Source organism: Chryseolinea sp. H1M3-3, assembly GCF_029360725.1.
Taxonomy (GTDB): domain Bacteria; phylum Bacteroidota; class Bacteroidia; order Cytophagales; family Cyclobacteriaceae; genus Chryseolinea.
The window spans coordinates 524,011-543,187 of the sequence record NZ_JARKMY010000001.1; the positions used below are offsets into that span (position 1 = coordinate 524,011).

The following is a 19,177-nucleotide window of genomic DNA, read 5'->3' on the forward strand; positions in this document are numbered from 1 at the left end:
ATCAGACAAAAACTAAAACCATACAACTACTATGTCCAAAACAAAACTTGAGTACATCTGGCTAGATGGTTATAAACCAACACAAAGCCTTAGAAGTAAAACCAAAATAGTAAAAAATTTTGATGGCAACTTAGACAGCTGTCCTATCTGGTCTTTCGACGGTAGCTCTACCGAACAAGCTACGGGCCACTCGTCCGACTGCTTGTTACAGCCTGTGGCAATTTTTCCCGATCCAGGTAGAAAGAATGCCTACTTAGTTATGAGCGAGGTGCTCAATCCGGACGGAACACCCCACGTGTCGAACGGACGAGCGACCATAGAGGATGACGACAATGACTTTTGGTTTGGGTTCGAACAGGAATATTTTCTTTGGAACCCCGAAACAAACAAACCGTTAGGTTTTCCGGCGAGTGGGTATCCTGCGCCTCAAGGTCCTTACTATTGCTCAGTCGGCGCAAAGAATGCATTTGGTCGTGAGATTGTTGAGGAGCATCTCGACTTGTGTCTTGATGCCGGTATCAACGTTGAAGGTATCAATTCAGAGGTTGCTACGGGCCAGTGGGAATTCCAGATTTTCGCTAAGGGAGCAAAAGCAGCAGGAGACCAAGTATGGGTTGCCCGCTATCTGTTAGAAAGAACCGCTGAAAAATATGGTGTGGCTATCAACTGGCATTGTAAACCGTTGGGTGCTACCGACTGGAACGGATCCGGCATGCACGCAAATTTCTCTAACGATTTACTGCGTACCTGTGGGTCGAAAGAAATCTACGATACAGTGTGCCAAGCTTTTGCACCATATGTGAAAGATCATATCGAGGTGTATGGAGCAGATAATCACTTACGCCTCACTGGTAAACACGAGACACAATCCATTGATCGGTTTTCTTATGGAGTTTCCGATCGCGGTGCCTCTATACGCATCCCTATTGCGACCGTAGAGAACAATTGGAAAGGCTGGTTGGAAGATCGGAGACCTAACTCATCTGCTGATCCATACAAAGTGGCCGCAAGAATTATTAAGACTGTAAAGACAGTTCCAGCGTACGCAACTGTGAACGGTCGATAAAAATTTTCTTTCAGGGCGTCTGGTTGTAGTTTGAAGTCGGGCAGAAATGTCCGGCTTCTTTTTTGCCCGGGGTTATCCAGACCAAATTCAGGTTGTCAAGATTGCAAGTTTTATTGGACCAAACTTGAATGTATTTAAAACTTGTCTTTATTTTGATATACTTAAAAACTAATATGATCCATCCCCATACAGAGCTCCAGTTTATCAGTGAGAAAATCGGATACGGAGTTGTCGCGACAAAGCTGATACCAAAAGGAACAATTACCTGGGCATTAGATAAACTAGATAGAATTTTTACTCCTCAACAAGTGAGGTCGATGGACCCTCTGTATCAGCAGGTGTTGGATACCTACACCTATCGTAATCCGGAAGGCAATCACATCCTCTGCTGGGACAACGCACGGTTTATTAATCATAGTTCGAATTCAAATTGCGTAACCACAGCTTATGAATTCGAAATTGCGATCCGGGATATTTATCCTGGTGAACAGCTTACAGATGATTATGGGTACTTAAATCTCGAAGAACCCTTTGAGGTAGTGCCGGAAGAGGGGACCAACCGAACTATTATCTATCCGGATGATTTAATTCGATACTATCACATTTGGGATGACCGTCTTCTGGAAGCTTTTCCGAACCTCGTGGCGGTAGAGCAGCCGTTATTTAAGATATTGGATCCAGCTATTCGCGAAAAGACTTTACGGATTGCTGCCGGTGAAGAAAAGATGAATTCAATTCTTTCTTGTTACTATCCGGTACATGGAAAAATTAACGGTGAGGCTCAGTTTGTAAAAACGCGATCACCCAAGGTAACTTATCCCTTTTGAGGGATCTGTGAACCGATAAATACCATTAATCCACTTTCAATCTTTTCGCGGTCTTTCCAGAAGTTACGGCTGTAGATCATCTGATATTTCCAATTCTTTTGTGTTAGTATGGCGGGCACATAGGCGTGGGAATGTTTAACTGACAAACTCGAATAATAACGTACGTCATCAGTTAAAATAATTCCGAGGTGCTTGTTATCCTGAAGGACACCCACATCAGAAAACGGTAATCCGTCTGTTTGAAAGACAAACTTCGCTAATCGGTCCTCTCCCCATTTTTTTATCCGGTTACTCAGGTACCAATCTTTATTTTTTACAAAGGCTGGTTTGGTATGCAGCGTATAAGTCCCCTGGTCAACATCTTTGGCATACTGCAAATATTTCTTAAGCAGTTTTGGCCCTTCATTTTTGATACCCTGTATTTTCAATTGCTCTGGCCAAATGCTTGTAACCAAAATAATTTTTTCGCGGGCTCGTGTAACGGCCACATTTAAACGATTTTCTCCTCCAGCAGTATTGAGACTCCCAAACTGCATTTTCATTTTTCCTTTTTTGTCTGGAGCATATCCAATTGAAAAAATGATAATATCTTTCTCATCCCCTTGTACATTCTCAATGTTTTTCACAAACAATGAGGCTGGGATGATTTTCCCTATTCTCGTTGCCTCAGTCTCTAACAAATCCATCACCAACATTTGTTGAGTCGCATTAAACGTAACAACGCCAATTTCCTTTTCGGGATGCTGGTCTAATATCTGAAATACTTTTTCAACAATAGCTGTTGCTTCGGCAAGGTTTGTATGATCGTCCCAAACACCTTCGACCTTACAGTATTGAATCGCGGGCTCTCCCTGATTTAATATATCTCGGTGCGGCAACAATTGAAGTCTTCCCTCATAGAAGTACTCATTTGAAAAATCAATTAGCTCCATCCGTTGGCTTCGATAATGTCCTTGCAGATGAACTGATGAAAGATACCTTTCTGATAATTCTAATAAGGACTCAACTTCAACATCGGGGTTCTCATCTTCTTCATCCCAGCGGGTCTGATACAATTCACTTGGCCGCAATTGTTTATCATCACCAGCGATGAGAATTTGTTTCCCGCGATACATCGCAGGGATACCACGTTCTGAAAAACATTGTGACGCCTCATCAAATATCACAATGTCAAATAATTCAGTCATGGGAAAAATGGCTGACACCGACTCCGGCGAAGCCATCCAGCATGGCATCAGCTGAAACAGTTCATTGCTGAATTCAGCTATTAATTTCCGCAACGGCCAAAGTTTTTTCTTTTTTGTAACCTGGTGCTGCAGATCTCTATAGGTTATTAAATTATTTAGTCGGTTGTATTCAAGCCTGTCGTAAACAAATTCCCTTACCCGCACCAATAAAATTTCCTTACAAAGATTTTGTTTTTCGGCTACCAATTGTTGCAGTTCACGTTGCAACGTTTCCATCTTCATTGAAGATACCGAGCGGAGAATCGGATATTTTGTTTCTATGTGGTCTATCCAGGTAAGCCGAAGACTGTTTTGGAAAACGTACTCCATTTTGTCGGCATCCCACACTTGCACGTGATCATACAACTTTCCGATAACTTCCTTTTCATGAAATAAAATAGCTTCTTTGAGTTTATCATAGTCAGCCAGATTATCGAAATCCTTTTTTAACACCTTGATAAATTCTTTCTCTAATGTTGGATCGTGTATAAGCTGACTTATCTGGTAACGTGTCAGATATTTTAACCATTCAATTTTTTTCTGAGGAATATCGTTAACAATAAAAAGCAATCGCCTCATGAGTGAAATAAACTCTTGCCGCGAATATCTCTGCAAAATCAACGAGTCCTTTATTTCACGTAGGGTATTAAAAATTAATTTGGCGCGTGTCGCCAGCTTCTGTTTTGCAAACCATATTTCCAGCGAAGATTTTTTATAGTCAACAGGCAAATCAATAAGCCACATTTTCTTTTTTAACGCGGTAAGATGGTGCTCGAGATTTAAACGGCTGTCAATGCGTTGTTCTAAAATATCCAGCCCTATTTTGTTGTAGGCAAGGCCGTTTGCAATCAGCACACGTTTTACAAAGACTTTGTCTTTTGAGAACATTTCCCACAACAACCTTCGAAATAAATTCGTACGCGCATCCATACGATGCTGCAAAGCTTCCTGAAAAACGCCAAGTTGATTGTTGGGTAACGTAATTTCCGGATGTTCACCTTCAAAACAATTTAAGGTGACGCGCTCCATGTTCGATAGCCAAAGCAAACTCGTTTCATCATCATTCTCATCCCACATTGCCTGAAAAAAACGAAACGTCTCGTCATCCTTTAAAACGGTGATCATGCCCAGGATATCATCTTCTTTTAACGACAACGATTCACAATCCTGGAGGTTGAGACTGATGCCTAATTCCTTTTCAACGGCAGCAGCAATTTTTTGCTGATACTTTGGAATGTAGCTCAGAATTTTTTCGATTTCTTTTTCGTCCGAAGGCTGAAAGGCTGCAAAGGATTTACGTTCACGCCAAACGTAGTCTTGTCTTTCAAACATGGATGCATATTGCACATACAATTTTTGTTTGCGTAAAAAGTCATCCAGCGAAAGAAAGTTGAAGTATTGATATTCCTGTTTTATGTTGATGGTCGGATCAGCCAGTTCGGAGGTGAGATACAATTCCTTGATTGATAAACCGCATTCCCGATCATCGAATAATGTATCCTTAAATTCTTCAAGTTCCTCAGCAATCTGATCAATCCTTCTGCAAACCTGATAGAATTTTCTTTCCGTTTGAATAACATCCACGCTACGATTAAGCGTGCGATACTCCTCAACGTGATCCACCTGGCTGGATACTTTAGAAAAAATTTCTTTTCTGTCGTTTTGAAAATCGTGAACGAGTCCCAAAAAATTACCCAATCCAATGCTGTCGAGTCTTTTGTACACCACATCCAGGGCAGCTCGTTTTTGACATACCAATAGCGCCTTCTTTCCAGCAGCCATCGCATCAGATAAGATATTACAAATCAACTGTGACTTACCTGTTCCCGGTGGTCCCTGCACAACAATCGAGTTTCCATTCTTTATTGTTTTGATTGCATTCTCCTGATATGCATCAACATCAAAAGGAGCAAATATCTTTTCCTCCCTGATTTTCTGATTGAGAATCGAATGATCGTCTGCTAGTCCATCTTTGCCATTAATATTTTTGGTTTGAAAGAACGTTTCCAGGTCATGGAAAGTATTACTTTCTATCAGCTGTAAATAGTCAGGAACAAGCTGCGATCCTGCTTGTGGAAAAATTCCTAGTACTGCTTCAGGGTAAAGCTTAAGTTCACCATTCCGATGCTTTTCGTCGAAAGCTTCTTTTTTAAATTCTTCGAATGGAATCAACTCATCCCGAAAATTCTCAGCATTAAAATTAATTTCAATTTTATTTTCGAGCAGCTGATAAAGTTGGGTTCGAAAACCTGTGCTGTCTCTTTCAAAATCCTCAAAGCTTGTATCCAGCAGGTCTTCTTCCAGTTTTACTTTGTTATAAAATGAGAAAGCCAACAGGAAAGATTTGTTTAAGGTGATTCCGGCGTTCTCCCTTGCATGCAGCACCCAGTTTTGACCTTCCTGGCTAAGGCTGACCGGAAAAAAAAGCAAAGGGCACCGAACGAAGGTACCGTCAGAAAATTTACCTCGAATGAACGGCCAGCCTACATGCAAATCATTTGACCCACGTTCTTCAAAAATAAATTTATCGAAACGCTGAAGCTTCTTTATCTTTTTGCTTGCCTCGTTATTCGCCTCTAGCCTGCTATCGAGCACCTGGCAAAGATTTTTGCTTTTCCCTGAAATGAGTGCATTAATAATCTCAAAGGATTTCTCGCCATTCAAGAAGCTCAGTTTGTGAAGATCGAACAATTGTTCAGCATGAAGCCTTAGCAGCAGTAGTGATCTGTTGTTCCCAGAAAGATTGGTAAGTCTTCGCAAATAAGTCTGCAGAATATTTTTCGATGAATCCGGCATTCAATTATAATGTAGTGGAAGTTTTATAGAGGGCCATGCTACGTTGTCCGTTCATAGTTCATCATCAACTTTCAAATACGGCGTTAACTTTTGGATGATCTTTTCGTCCAACGCGTTGATGTTCCGAATTTCTGATACTGTTTTGAACGCACCATGTTGAAATCGATAAGAGACAATTGCTTTGGCCGCTTTGCTTAAGTAGGGGTGACCAGAAAGTTCCTTCTCTGTAGCGGTGTTGATATTGATTCGCAAGGGTTGGTAATTGTATTTTATCTCTGAATTTTTCACCAAACGATTAATTATTGTTGAATCAAGACCATATACCTCCTTTAGCTGGTCCATGGCCACAAAACCTCCTAAAACATCCCGATATTTTATAATTCGCATAGAGAGTTTCTCACCAATGCCATAAATCTTCTTTAATTGTGCTGTATCTGCGCTATTTAAATCAAATTTTTCAAATGATTTTTTTATTAGCACAGCTTCTTTTTCTAAAAGCTTTTTTTCTGGTTTATAACTGCGCTCCTGCTTCTCTGGAAGGTCAATAAGGGCATATATCCTGTGATAAAACGTGGAATCAATGCCATAAATTTTCAACAGATCTGACTTTGTCCTGAATTTCCCCCCTTTTTCACGGTACCTGACAATGCGGGGGGCGAGGTTTTCAGAAAAACCAAGCTCAAGCAGGTTTTCTGTAGTGGCATTATTGGGGTTAAAATGGAAGAGCCGTTGCGTGTTTTCAGGGTTTTCATGCACATCGTTGATGGGCTTTTTAGCATCCCATAACGCCACTAGGCTATCTAAAATAACCTTGTCTTCCACCTCGTTCAAAGGTCTGTTTTTCAACCGCCAACGCCAAAAAGGTTCTGAAAATAAGAGAATAGTTGCCAGGAGCAGCAATAAAATAAATCCATTGACTTGGGATCTTGAAAACCCAAAAAAGTTCTTAATCCAATGCTTTAACCGAAACATAACTAACAACGGGGCCACTAAATTGCAACTTTTTTTCTAACTCGTTCGTTTTCAAAAGCACTTTCAATGAATCAGGCTTAGGATTATGTTATTTATAAATGTTCTAAATTACAATCATTTGATTTTTGTCAGTATTTCCATCTCCTTAAGGCTTTATTTTTGTATCTCGAAATGACACCGAATTTTAAAGCTTTAACGCTCACATACAAAACAGCTCCTGTGGAGATCCGGGAGCAAATTTCTCTAAACGAAGTTGCAGCCAAAAAACTGCACCAGTTTATTAGGAACTATACTTCAGCAACCGATGTGCTTATTGTATCAACCTGCAATAGAACCGAAATCTATTACGTTGCTGACAAAGATTTCTCACGCGAAATTTTCAAAGGAATATCTTTGATAAAGAACTGTGACGCTGATTTTGAACAACACTTCACAAGTTTTTCCGGTTTACACGCAGTACAGCATTTATTTGAAGTCTCGTTGGGCCTCGACGCTCAGGTTATGGGAGACCTCCAGATATCAGGACAAGTAAAGAACGCATATCAGTGGAGTGCGGATGAAAACATGGCAGGGCCATATTTACACCGCCTTATGCACACAATTTTCTTTGCCAACAAACGTGTCGTCCAGGAAACCTCTTTCCGAGACGGATCCGCGTCTATCTCGTATGCCGCAAAAGAATTAGCTGAAGACTTAACGCTCGATATTGCTAAACCTAAAGTACTCGTAGTAGGGGTTGGTGAAATTGGACAAGATTTTTGTCTGAATCTTGCCAAAACGAAATTGGACAACGTTACAATTTTAAATCGTACACAGGACAAAGCCGAAAAGCTTGCCCAGAAGTACAATTTCAAATTCGGCGGTATTGAAGAGCTTTTACACGAGATAGAAAAGGCTGATATCATTGTAAGCTCGGTTTCCGGAACACAACCGCTTATTACATTAGACCTTTTAAGGGGTACAAGAATCTTTTCGCACAAGTATTTTATTGACCTGTCGATGCCTCGCAGCATTGAACCCTCAGTTGAGGAAATTCCGGGCGCGATAGTATACAACCTGGATGACCTTCAGGAAAAAACGAACGAAGCACTTGAAAAGCGCCGCTCGTCTATACCGGCTGTGCAAAGTATTATTCAGGATGCAATAACTGAGTTTGAAGATTGGTCTAAGGAAATGATCATTTCCCCTACCATTCAGAAACTAAAAAGCACACTGGAGCAAATCCGGAAAGAAGAAATCGCACGTTTCGTCAAAAACGCCAAACCGGAAGAAGCTCAAAAGCTGGACGAAATGAGTCGTTCTTTGATGCAGAAGATTTTGAAATATCCAGTACTTCAACTTAAAGCAGCTTGTAAAAGGGGCGATGCCGAATCTGTTTCTGAATTGTTAAACAACCTTTTCAATATTGAAGGCCAGTCTGAAAAACTGAACAAGTAATTTTCGTTCCGGTTATTTGCTGGCGGTTTGGCTTGACAAGCCCTGAACCTTTCTTGATTCGCCGTTATAAGCGTAAATAGTAATTTCTTTAACACCCGCAGGAATATCCATTTTTCTGGTTGATTGTGATAGATAGCCGGAACCATAATAGAATTCAATCTTCTCTTTTTTTCCATCTGCATATATCAGTTCTGCCCAACTGTCCATTTGGGCTATCGACAAAACCCTTGGAGTAGGATTAGCAGGTAATGAAGCGCTTACACTGTATGCCTTCATGCTATCCAGGTTCTGGGTGACTAGAAAAATTGCTTTACCATCCGCACCGTATAATTTTACCAAGGCTTTTGCATCGCCTGCCACCGTAAAACCGCTTTTAAGAGGAGGTACAACCCTGAAGCTACCGGTTCCATCTCCCAACAAAATTACGCCTTTCAATGCATCATAGCGTCCTACAAAAACCTCGTTGCCATAGTCATTCCCAACAATCATTACGTCAAGATTACCATCGCTGTTAAAGTCGTCGGCAACCATACCATTGGCGGGCGCAAATTGAACATTGGCCGGCAATGTCGTAAGGTTAAATTTTCCATTGCCCTGGTTTTCAATATAACTGGACTCAAAATGATTGGCCTGAAGGATAAGGGCGTCCTGCAAATCCTCTGGCGACAATAATTTGTCCATAGTCGTTTCACTGTAGGTTTTATATTTTGAAAATTGCTGTCTGAACTTCGGACTTTGGCTGTTTAATTCATCCCAAAAATGTATGGGATAAAGTTTTTTCTCGTCGCTGTTTTTCAGCGATTCTTTAATGTAACATGCCAAAACTGCATCTACACTTCCATTCTTATCAAAATCCTTCGCATAAACTTTTAGGGGAAATTCTTTTGAAACCTGGTAGCCATTGTTTGTTCCAAGGTTTCCAACGACATAATCATAATCGCCATCGCGATCAAAGTCTCCACCAACAATACTATTCCACCACCCCACGTGATTATCCAATCCCGAAGATGAATTTTTAACAAATTCTCCATCCTTGTTGCTGAAAAAGGTTATTGGCATGAACTCGCCTACCACCACCAAATCCGATTTTCCATCGCTGTTGAAATCTGTGAATAGGGCATCCGTTATCATACCTGCCTTTTCCAGTCCGGGACATATTTTATTTGTAACATTTGTGAACTTTCCTTGATCATTTTGCAACAGATAGCTTTCGGCAGGAAAGGGATAACCTGCAGTTACTACTCTTCCCCCCACAAATAAGTCAAGGTCATTGTCGCCGTCAAAATCCGCAGCACGAACGCACGAGCCACTTGCTTTTATTTCAGGTAATGCCTGGGCATCTAACTCAAATTTCCCTTTGCCATTATTTTTAAAAAGCTGGTCCTGGTAAAACGGCGATCCTGGCTCGTGTTCAATGCTTCCACTTACAACATATAGATCCTGATCAAGATCCCCATCCGCGTCGAATAATAAAATCCCCGCGTCCTCCCGAATATTATTGTCTGATTTTACAATTTCCGATTTCGAAAATTTGCCTGCTGGTGACTGTGTAAAAACAGTTAGGGGATATCCCGAAGAACCGCCGAGTATAATATCATCGCGATTATCATTATTTACATCGCCCACTGAAATCGACGGACCAGCTTGTGTGAACTTATGAGGTAAAGTCCGTTGGAGATTAAAATCAATCTTATCCTGTTCTTTGTGCTTGAATATTAAGCCTAAGGCATTTGATACTTCTTTGAACAAAGCAGGTGATGCGTCATCAGCTTTTATTTTGTAGGGTTGCCCCTTGGAAGCATCATACTTCAAAGTTAAAACCTGATCGGCTTTAAGATTTGACATTTTTTCTGATTTTCCATCTGGCCAAATTACACGTAGCGAATCGATCGTACTGTTTGTACCTAAACCGAAATGAAGTATATCCTCTACTGAAGATAAGTAACCGCGGGCTACCTCTTGTTCAGCGTACAACAATTTGCCACTGTCGTAGTGAAGTAAAATTTTTGCTCCGATGGCTTGTCGGTTTTTGGGTGGCCCCTGGAATTTAACACGAAGGTAGTGGACTCCAGGTTTTACGTTTTTGTTGAACAATGTATTTTCAAATAAAAATGCTTCTTCATTTATATTATTGATAACATAATCCAGGTCGCCATCATTGTCAAGATCGGCAAATGCAGCGCCGTTCGAAAATGATGGATGGTGAAGTCCCCATTCCTTAGAAACGTCTTTAAAGGTTAAGTCGCCATTGTTCTTAAATGCATAATTCGGTATCCTCACCACTGGAATTGAATCCACAAGATTTTTCATACTCACATACGGTTCTACGTCGACGCGGTAGTTAGAAAAATCTTTGTCGGTTATGTCCTTTGGGAAACCATTGGTAATAATCAAATCCCGGTTTCCATCATTATCAAAATCTGCAAAAAGCGGCGACCAACTCCATTCCGTCTGGTGAACACCTGCCAACTGGCCAATTTCACTAAAGGCAATACCGCCAGCCACGCCGTTGTTCCGGTGCAGCATGTTTCTTACATATTGATAATCATATTTATATTTTTCGTTGTTGATATAAGTCAGATAAGACTTGTTGCCTATTGTTGTTTTTTTTCTGCTGTTGGTTTCAGGTAGCATGTCGAGGGTGATGATATCGGGCAACCCGTCGTTATCATAGTCGGCAGCATCATTGCCCATGGACGAATGGCTCTGATGATTGATCAAGCCTGTAGATTTATTAGCAAAAGTGCCATCCTGATTATTGATGTAGAGTATATCATTGGAGATAAAATCATTGGATACATAAATATCCGGCCAGCCATCGACATTAAAGTCACTGATGGCTAAACCTAAGCCGAAACCTTCGTAAATGATCCCTGCTTCTTTACTAGCATTTGTGAATGTTTCATCGCCATTGTTCCTATACAGCCTGTCATTGTTACGAGAGGTTCCATCCACAATTTTTTCGTGATAAGCCGCAGGAGAATCTTCCAATTGCTGATTTGTGAGAACATATAGGTCGAGGTCACCGTCCAGATCATAGTCAAAAAAAGCAGCGGTGGTACTATAACCGGTGTCGGCAATGCCGTACCGGGAAGCAGCTTCTTCAAAGACCGGGATGCCATCGTTATTTAGACCTTTATTTAGGAAAAGCATATTATTCCTAAGAGATGAATCCTCTTTCATCGTAGCAGTGACGTATAGATCCTGCCATCCATCGTCATTGATATCTACAACGACGACGCCAGAATTCCATCTTCCTTCCATATTTACAGCAGCTTGAGTAGTTACGTCTTTGAACCGCATGCTACCCTTGTTGAGATAAAGTCTATTCGGTACTTCATTTCCGGTGAAAAAAATATCTTGCAGACCATCGTTATTAAAATCACCAATCGCGACGCCCCCACCGTTGTAGATATATTCATCCGTAAGGATATTAAATGAGTCCGTTTCGGTTATTACATTCGAAAATTCAATGCCGGTATCGTCGGGCGAAAGTAATTTGAACAGCGTATTACCGGAGGGCTTGCTCTTGCAGCTTGCGAACAAAATAAGAACAGGTAAGAAGGTGGCGTATTTCGCAATCCTCAAAAAACGATTATCACCCATTGTATGATCTGGTTGTTTCTATGTACTAATTAATCCGTGCGGGGTGAGGCATGTCGTTTTCTTGTAATGAGAGATCCGGGAATCGCCGCCTCAACCACAGCTTATGCTCACATTCAACAACGAAAATTCATTAAAAATTTGCCATTAAACAAAAAACACAGGAAAGCTCCTGTGTTTTTCATAATGCGTGGGAAGTAGGCTACGGCTTTCGCTGATGGAAATTTATTTAAGTTCGAGAACGACAACTGAAAAAGGAGGCAATTTTCCTTTTAGGGAATTACCACTCAGTGTTATTCCTTTAAAGCCCGCCGGTTTTATCTTTTCAGGGTTTTCAAATGTATTATGGTCTTGAATTTTTGGAGAGGTTAAAATCTTAGCCGTGACGTTTGAAAATTTAGCTCCACGAAGGTCCAGCGTCACTTCCTGCTCCTTTTTGGCGTCAATATTGACCAACGAAATATGCACAGCACCATTAGCATCACGTGACGCCGAAGCAGAGATGGCTTGTAGTTTTTCGTTGTTGAAAACATAATCAGTTGAATTAACTGTTATCGGCAGCATGGTCGCGTCCTGATGAACATTAAACATTTCCATTACGTGATAGGTAGGTGTCACAATCATTTTCTCTTCATTGGTAAGAATTACCGCTTGAAGAACGTTGATGGTCTGCGCCAGGTTTGCCATTCTTACGCGGTCCGCATGATTGTGAAAAATATTTAAGGTAACACCTGCGATCATTGCGTCACGCATCGTATTCTGCTGGTATAAAAATCCGGGATTGGTGCCAGGCTCCACATCATACCATCCGCCCCATTCATCAACCACCAATGCTACCTTTTTTGCTGGATCATATTTATCCATGATGTTTGAATGCTTGGTTACAAGTTCGTCCATGAGCATTGCACGCTTCATGGTTGTAAAATATTGTTCCTCTGTAAAGGTTGTAGAAGGGCCTTTTTTGTTCCAATCAATTACCGAATAGTGATGCAAGGCTACACCTTCGAGCATTTGGTGAGGTATGTCGCGCATCAAAACTTCTGTCCATTTATAGTCGCTTGAATTTGCGCCTGAGGCAATACGAAATATCTTTTCGTCGTTCTGCCATGCAGACAAAAACGTTGCGTACTGTCGATAGACATCAGCATAATACTCAGCGCGCATATTGCCGCCGCATCCCCACGCTTCATTACCTATGCCCCAATATTTAACTTTCCAGGGATTTGCTCTTCCGTTTTCCTTCCGTAAATCAGACATCGGGCTCTTTCCATCGAACGTTGTGTATTGAACCCAGTCGATAAACTCCTGGACTGTTCCGCTTCCCACATTGCCCGAGAGATAAGGCTCAGTTCCAATAAGCTCACACATGTCCAGGAAATTATGGGTGCCAAAGCTGTTGTCTTCCGTTACACCTCCCCACCAGCGATTGACAATGGTAGGACGTTTTTCTTTCGGACCGACACCATCCTTCCAATGGTAAGTGTCGGCGAAACAACCCCCTGGCCACCGCAAATTTGGAATCTTGAGTTTCTTCAATGCATCCACAACATCGTTGCGGACGCCTTTTGTATGTTTTATTTTATCATTGTCCTCGCCCACGTAAAAGCCACCATAAATGCACCTTCCCAAATGTTCCGCAAAGTGCCCATAAATGTGTTTATCGATTTTATGTTTGCCCAGATCGGCATTCAGTACCAGCTGGTTTTGACCAAACACGGTTGAAAAACAGAAACAGAATAATAAAACTTGTAAAAGCTTTTTCATACGATTGAATTGGGTTTGAAACGCCAATTTAAAGTTTATTATTTAAAAATGTAATAATTACACTTTTAACTTTCTCTAATTTGATGCCCGTTTATAAATCGAAGCTTACTGTAATTATAATTCTTTACTTTCGACTTATTCTTTAAAGACAATTTGCTTTTGGAGGCAACCGAAGAACAAAGATTCATTAGCCTAATCAATGAACATCAAGGGTTAATCCATAAGGTCTGCATCATGTATGAGAATGATCCAGACATTCGAAACGATCTGTTTCAGGAAATTGTACTCCAGTTGTGGCGATCATTCTCCACCTTCAGAGGGGAATCAAAAATATCTACCTGGATGTATCGCATCGCATTAAATACGGCGATCTCCGGAATTCGGAAACAACATCGTTTAGTAAAAACTGAGGATTTACGTGAACCGCATTTTAATATCTCAGACTACCATAATGATGATCATGAAGAGAACTTTCAAAAGTTGCAATGGGCAATCCGGCAGCTTTCGGAGATCGAGCGAGCAATGATTATGATGGCTTTAGAAGAGATACCTTATGAAGAAATTGCAGATACGATAGGTATAACACAAAATAATGTACGTGTACGGATGAACAGAATTAGGGAAAAACTAAAAAAACTTATGTGCCCATAACATGGAATTGGAAGATTTAAAAAGCATTTGGAAAAATAGTGAGCCGTCATTTCAGCAGAAGAATGAGCGGGAGATTGCGTTGATGTTGAAGGGAAGAAGCATGTCTATTATTGACAAATTGAAACGGAGTGTATGGTTTGATTTTGCTTTTACAATGATGGTTAGTCTCGCGCTTTTAATTTATGCAATTTCGTTAGAAGCTGGCGCGTTAAAGAAAGCCTCAATTGCGCTGCTGCTTATGTGCCTGACGTATACGATTTATTACATTAAAAAATTGCTGTTATTAAATCGATTCAAGGCTGGTAATGAAAATCTGCACGACACTATTTCGTTATTGATTAAGAATCTCACCGGCTATCTAAAATTCTACAAGAACAGTTATGCTATTTTATATCCCGTTTATTTCGTGTTAGGATTGCTATTCGCAGCGTTGGAGCGAGGACCTGAGCGGTATATGGAATTTATTTCAGATCCTCGAATCATCTTTTACCTCTTGCTGGCTGCTGCGCTTTTCTTTTTCCTCAGTACCTGGTTGGTGAATTGGTATCTTAAAAAGTTATATGGAAATCATTTAGACAAACTAAAAAATTTATTGCATGAACTGGGCGGCAATGCTTAACCTTCACCATACAATACATCCACCAGCGCTTGTTTTAATGCAATGGAAATCATCTCCCACTTTTCGGTTCCAATGTATTTTTGATTTACTTCAATTTCAATTCCCAAATACTCCTCATCGGCGAACTTCGTACGAAGGTAAGTGGTAAATCCGTCATCCGTTCCTTTATATGGTTCATTGAACCTGATGTTAAGGAAGGGAAGATGTTGCTCAAGACTATCAGATAACTTATCGCAAAAATTAAGTTCTCCTTTTCGTTCTGGGTCAAATAGAAGGCCGATGTCAACTTCCCTGATAATGTTATTCAGCTCGGGAGTAAACGTGTGAATTGAAAGATGCAACGCCGGTTTGGCGGCTTTACCTATTATTTCTTCAACACTATTTCTATGCGGATAATAATATTGTTCAAGAATAACATCGTGTTCTGTTTCGAAGAGCTTTTGAGAATATTCCGAGTAAAGCTGATGGCTATCAAGCGATCGATTGGGCTCAATCAATAACCTGGTAGTTTCACACGTAAAAAGCGGCGCACTGAATTCAGTGGCCAGGAATTTGGCAATTTCCACTGCGCCCGGGTCCCATCCGCGATGTGAATTCAATACTTCTTCCGCTTTTGTGAAGAGATGTGTATAACACGCGGGCACTTGATTTCCTGCATGCTCACAGGTGATGACGAGATTCATTGCTTTAAATGATAATAGCTGCTAGGAGTTGAATTGGTTTTTTGACAGAACCCGAGTTAACTGTTTTCCAGTTTTTACACAATAGCATGGATGCCTTAAAACATTTTATTTTCGGATAGGCATACCGATAATTGCTTATACACCTCGACAATGTTCTCCTTCGATTGCGCTTTGCCCATGGCCTGAACAATCCTATATGCCAGCGTTCCCTGCTGCAAAATCACTTTTAATGATATCCGGGTTCTTTCAATAGCGGGATTTCCCTTGTTTAACAGCGTTGTAAAAATGTGTTGCCACAACTCACCGGCTAATGCTTTCTTCCCTGGGAAATTAAATATATTCAAGTAATCGGAATTGTCTATTACTGTTTGCTGCGCCTGGACTATCGTCTGATCAAAAATTTGTGCCAGCGCTTCAGTTTTCCACTTCATTTGTGCCTCAAGGCTGGTAAAAAAATTTTCAGTCAGTGCTTTGATTGTTTCAATAACTAAGGTGAGAACTGCAATATCCGCCGCCGGGCATTCCTGGATATCCATGACCCTGATTTCGATAGACCCCCTATCAAAACGTGGAATGGCGCCGCGCGAATTAACCCATATGGCATTCAACTCTTCACCCGGGTCATAAGGGGCAATATCCGACTTAATTTTTTCGTAAATCGTGTTTAGATAATTGCGCTTTGAAAAAACTGCTTCAGGAATTACTTTGCCAGTGATGGATGGAATTTTTGCCTGGTTGGTTTTGTAATATTTCAATCGTGTATCCAGCAGACCAGTTACTTTCCCATCTAAAATCGGAGAACTGGCGCATAAAGCGGGCAGTATAGGCAATACTAACCTGATGGCTGCATGCAACTTTGCAAACTCTTCATCGTCGTAGAATGGCAAATTCAGATGGGTGCTCTGCAAATTAGACCAACCATGTCCGCGGCAATCGAAAATCTTATTATAAATGGCATACACTTCATTGTTTTCGTGCGGCCACAGTTTTGTTTCACTCGCGGGTTCCATAAATGGATGCGCTGCTGTCGGCAGAAGCATGGCATTCCATTTTAATAAGATTGAGTTTATTCTTTTAACGTTCTCCGCGAACTTGATTTCCAAAGCTGCTAAATCATGCTCAGGTTTAGTAGATTTTAATTCCACAACATGAAGCACCAATTCGTTTGACCACGTTACAATCCCATTTTCAAAATCGCCACCGTATTCCCCAAGTTCGTGTTTCAACAATTCATCTGTGATCGGTTTGATCTGCAATGTATCGCGATCGACCAGCATGTATTCAAGCTCAACACCATAGCCTTGAAATAAATGGATCCGGGGAGGCTGTGTCATTATTTGTCAGCTTTTATTCTATTTAAAAACACTTCCATGATGACGGAGTATAATTTGTCCTTCATGATCTTATCTTCAATGCCCGCATCTATATTGGGATTGTCGTTGATTTCTATCACATAGAATTTTCCATCCACTTCCTTCATGTCTACGCCATACAATCCTTGCCCGATCAGTGCTGTCGCTTCCAGGGCAGTGGAAATCAGTTCAGCTGGTGCCTGGTAAAAGGCTACGCATTCCACGGCACCCTCCTGTTGTTGTTTATCAGAACTCCAGTTCACAATTTGCCAATGTTCCGAAGCCATAAAATACTTACAAACAAACAATGGTTTTCCATCCAGTATTCCGACCCGCCAATCGAAGGCAGTAGGCAGAAATTCTTGCGCAATGAGCAACTCAGATTTCTGAAACATGGTTCCGCATGCTTGTTTAAATTCCTCTGCATCTTTGATTTTAAAAACGCCTTTACTAAAAGCACCGTCAGGTTGTTTAAGGATGAAAGGATAGGCTAACTTCTTTGGCAAATTTTTATAGTTGTCCTTGCTAATGACGTAAGATACCGGTGTAAGAATTTTGTTAGCAGTCAACAATTCATTTAAGTAAATCTTATTCGTGCATTTTAAAATAGAGTCAGGATCATCAATAACAACCATTCCGAGTGACTGCGCCTTTTTTGCAAACCGGAAGGTGTGATGGTTCACAAAGGTTGTTTCCCGGATGAACAATGCATCATACTGAATCAATTCATCAAAATCTTCTTTCGTAATGAGTTCAACATAAAACCCGGCCTGATCACCAGCCTTGATAAATTTTTGCAGGGCTTTCTCGTCAGAGGGAGGATTAGGGTCATCGGGATCGACGAGAATCGCCAGATCATATTTCTTTTTATCAGGTCGGACATCCCGCTTGCGCTGCAGGTATTTTTCTACCGCCGTTCGAAGTAAAGTCATTTCTTCCTCGGGTACTTCGCCAAAGCTTAGCGGCTTTATGCTTTGTAACACCCATTTACTCCGTTTAGTAAACGTAACACTGAGAGATGGCGCTGGAATATACTGGAAGAGCTGCTTGGCGAGTTTGTTAAGGTTTTCTTCCTGTGTAATACCAAAGTAGATATCAAATTCAACCTTGTCCTGCGTAACGTTCTTGAATGAATTTTGGATCAGGTCATCAAAATCCTGGAAGTCTTCCCTCAGGATAGAGGGGAACCTGAGATCCTGAATGGTAGAAATGCCGGGCAGAACTTTGTGCTTGCGCGCTTCTGCCAACAGCGAAACGTAGTATCCGATACTTTGATATTGGTACGACTTGCACAGGTTGATCACTTTGATGCCCTTTGTTTCCGGATATGCTTCACCGGAGATGTATTTAGCGGGTGTAATAACTTCTACATCAGCCAGGTTGAACTGCCAGTGGTCTGGATTCTCAACTATGATTAGCTTTGGCATTTGCCTTTTTTTCTTTTGGTTCTATAATTAACAAATTCGCGTCATGGGTAACGATGCCAAGCATGATACTATTGATGAGGCGTGCAAAACTTACACTATATACTTTGCCTTGGCCGAGTGGATTCGGTTCATTCGGATCAGTAATATGAACGCATTTCTTTTCTTCGTCAAACCCCGTGATAACTACAAAGTGTCCCGTAGGTTCTCCCTTTATGCTATCATAAATATCAAATTGGGGGATTTCGCGCGCGGAGCCATACAGGTAAGTGGCACTTAACCCTGTAACAATAGGAGTCGATTGTTTCAAATATTTTTTAATGAGAGACTCGTCCAATTCTTCGTGAAGCACCTCGCCTCCAAGCTGAAGAAATTTGATGTAAGCCTGTGAAGCGATCTTTAACTTACGACGTTTGTGCTTAAACTCCATTTGGTCACGAAGAAACTGGATCATCTTCTTGGATGAATGCTTAAACCATGTTGGATCAAATACGTGTAGGTTATACGTATAGATTCTGGCTTTATAACCTCGCTTCAAGGCATGATTACCCAGCATTACTGCCAGCGTACCCCCCAATTTTAATTGTTTCACTTCCTGAATTACTTCTTTCAGCGGAACAACATCCCCATAATAACTATACAACGCCTGCAAACATGTAGGCCCACAGGTTACATCATCGGGCTGTGCCTGAATATCAAAATCCAGTGCGAGATCCTTCTTCATGCGAGGCAGGTGCCCTCCTTCCGTACAATCATT

At 41.1% G+C, this 19,177-nt stretch carries 13 protein-coding genes; 5 read left to right on the plus strand and 8 right to left on the minus strand.

Annotated elements, in window-relative coordinates; genetic code table 11:
• Positions 1-31: 31 nt before the first annotated feature.
• Both P2W71_RS02115 and P2W71_RS02120 read left to right on the plus strand, forming a co-directional pair.
• Complete coding sequence (locus P2W71_RS02115; protein ID WP_276366405.1) at positions 32-1,066, plus strand: glutamine synthetase beta-grasp domain-containing protein; 1,035 nt, start codon at positions 32-34, stop codon at positions 1,064-1,066.
• A 173-nt stretch (positions 1,067-1,239) separates the two neighbouring features.
• Positions 1,240-1,893 (plus strand): SET domain-containing protein, encoded by a 654-nt coding sequence (locus P2W71_RS02120; RefSeq protein WP_276366406.1) that lies wholly within the window; start codon positions 1,240-1,242, stop codon positions 1,891-1,893.
• Here the strand turns inward: P2W71_RS02120 and P2W71_RS02125 are convergent.
• Both P2W71_RS02125 and P2W71_RS02130 read right to left on the minus strand, forming a co-directional pair.
• A complete protein-coding gene (locus P2W71_RS02125) occupies positions 1,881-5,915 on the minus strand; it encodes an AAA domain-containing protein (RefSeq protein ID WP_276366410.1) in 4,035 nt (1,344 codons plus the stop codon). The genes P2W71_RS02120 and P2W71_RS02125 overlap by 13 nt on opposite strands.
• Positions 5,916-5,966: 51 nt before the next feature.
• On the minus strand, positions 5,967-6,737 hold the full coding sequence (locus P2W71_RS02130) for a helix-hairpin-helix domain-containing protein (protein WP_276369008.1): 771 nt from the start codon (positions 6,735-6,737) through the stop codon (positions 5,967-5,969).
• Between the two features lie 321 nt (positions 6,738-7,058).
• On the opposite strand from P2W71_RS02130, the gene hemA reads away from it, so the two are divergent.
• Positions 7,059-8,324 carry a glutamyl-tRNA reductase gene (gene hemA / locus P2W71_RS02135; protein ID WP_276366412.1) on the plus strand — a complete coding sequence of 422 codons (1,266 nt, stop codon included), beginning with the start codon at positions 7,059-7,061 and terminating at the stop codon, positions 8,322-8,324.
• 12 nt (positions 8,325-8,336) lie between these two features.
• Here the strand turns inward: hemA and P2W71_RS02140 are convergent, their stop codons facing one another.
• Together P2W71_RS02140 and P2W71_RS02145 are read right to left on the minus strand one after the other, a co-directional pair.
• A complete protein-coding gene (locus tag P2W71_RS02140; protein WP_276366414.1) occupies positions 8,337-11,930 on the minus strand; it encodes a VCBS repeat-containing protein in 3,594 nt (1,197 codons plus the stop codon).
• A 222-nt stretch (positions 11,931-12,152) separates the two neighbouring features.
• Positions 12,153-13,691 carry an alpha-L-arabinofuranosidase C-terminal domain-containing protein gene (locus tag P2W71_RS02145; protein WP_276366417.1) on the minus strand — a complete coding sequence of 513 codons (1,539 nt, stop codon included), beginning with the start codon at positions 13,689-13,691 and terminating at the stop codon, positions 12,153-12,155.
• Between the two features lie 159 nt (positions 13,692-13,850).
• Here P2W71_RS02145 and P2W71_RS02150 point away from each other — a divergent pair, with 159 nt between their 5' ends.
• Both P2W71_RS02150 and P2W71_RS02155 read left to right on the plus strand, forming a co-directional pair.
• Positions 13,851-14,342, plus strand: a complete 492-nt coding sequence (locus tag P2W71_RS02150) for an RNA polymerase sigma factor (protein WP_276366418.1) — start codon at positions 13,851-13,853, stop codon at positions 14,340-14,342.
• Between the two features lies 1 nt (position 14,343).
• A complete protein-coding gene (locus tag P2W71_RS02155) occupies positions 14,344-14,961 on the plus strand; it encodes a hypothetical protein (RefSeq protein WP_276366421.1) in 618 nt (205 codons plus the stop codon).
• Here P2W71_RS02155 and P2W71_RS02160 read toward each other — a convergent pair.
• From P2W71_RS02160 to P2W71_RS02175, 4 genes are all read right to left on the minus strand, one after another.
• Positions 14,958-15,644, minus strand: a complete 687-nt coding sequence (locus P2W71_RS02160; RefSeq protein WP_276366423.1) for an N-formylglutamate amidohydrolase — start codon at positions 15,642-15,644, stop codon at positions 14,958-14,960. The two genes, P2W71_RS02155 and P2W71_RS02160, sit on opposite strands and share 4 nt — an antisense overlap.
• A gap of 95 nt (positions 15,645-15,739) precedes the next feature.
• Positions 15,740-16,978, minus strand: coding sequence for a glutamate-cysteine ligase family protein (locus tag P2W71_RS02165; RefSeq protein WP_276366425.1), 1,239 nt, complete (start codon positions 16,976-16,978; stop codon positions 15,740-15,742).
• Positions 16,978-18,423 (minus strand): RimK family protein, encoded by a 1,446-nt coding sequence (locus P2W71_RS02170; protein ID WP_276366427.1) that lies wholly within the window; start codon positions 18,421-18,423, stop codon positions 16,978-16,980. The genes P2W71_RS02165 and P2W71_RS02170 overlap by 1 nt, the downstream gene beginning before the upstream one ends.
• Entirely contained in the window at positions 18,401-19,144 is a 744-nt protein-coding gene (locus tag P2W71_RS02175) for a C39 family peptidase (RefSeq protein ID WP_276366429.1), read from the minus strand. Before P2W71_RS02175 ends, P2W71_RS02170 begins: the two co-directional genes overlap by 23 nt.
• Between the last annotated feature and the right edge of the window lie 33 nt (positions 19,145-19,177).

Coding starts and splice junctions, on each gene's coding strand:
- P2W71_RS02160 (WP_276366423.1), bottom strand. CDS start 15,644: ATGAATCTCGTCATCACCTGTGAGCATGCAGGAAATCAAGTGCCCGCG.
- P2W71_RS02175 (WP_276366429.1), bottom strand. CDS start 19,144: ATGAAGAAGGATCTCGCACTGGATTTTGATATTCAGGCACAGCCCGAT.
- hemA (WP_276366412.1), top strand. CDS start 7,059: ATGACACCGAATTTTAAAGCTTTAACGCTCACATACAAAACAGCTCCT.
- P2W71_RS02115 (WP_276366405.1), top strand. CDS start 32: ATGTCCAAAACAAAACTTGAGTACATCTGGCTAGATGGTTATAAACCA.
- P2W71_RS02170 (WP_276366427.1), bottom strand. CDS start 18,423: ATGCCAAAGCTAATCATAGTTGAGAATCCAGACCACTGGCAGTTCAAC.
- P2W71_RS02140 (WP_276366414.1), bottom strand. CDS start 11,930: ATGGGTGATAATCGTTTTTTGAGGATTGCGAAATACGCCACCTTCTTA.
- P2W71_RS02120 (WP_276366406.1), top strand. CDS start 1,240: ATGATCCATCCCCATACAGAGCTCCAGTTTATCAGTGAGAAAATCGGA.
- P2W71_RS02155 (WP_276366421.1), top strand. CDS start 14,344: ATGGAATTGGAAGATTTAAAAAGCATTTGGAAAAATAGTGAGCCGTCA.
- P2W71_RS02125 (WP_276366410.1), bottom strand. CDS start 5,915: ATGCCGGATTCATCGAAAAATATTCTGCAGACTTATTTGCGAAGACTT.
- P2W71_RS02165 (WP_276366425.1), bottom strand. CDS start 16,978: ATGACACAGCCTCCCCGGATCCATTTATTTCAAGGCTATGGTGTTGAG.
- P2W71_RS02145 (WP_276366417.1), bottom strand. CDS start 13,691: ATGAAAAAGCTTTTACAAGTTTTATTATTCTGTTTCTGTTTTTCAACC.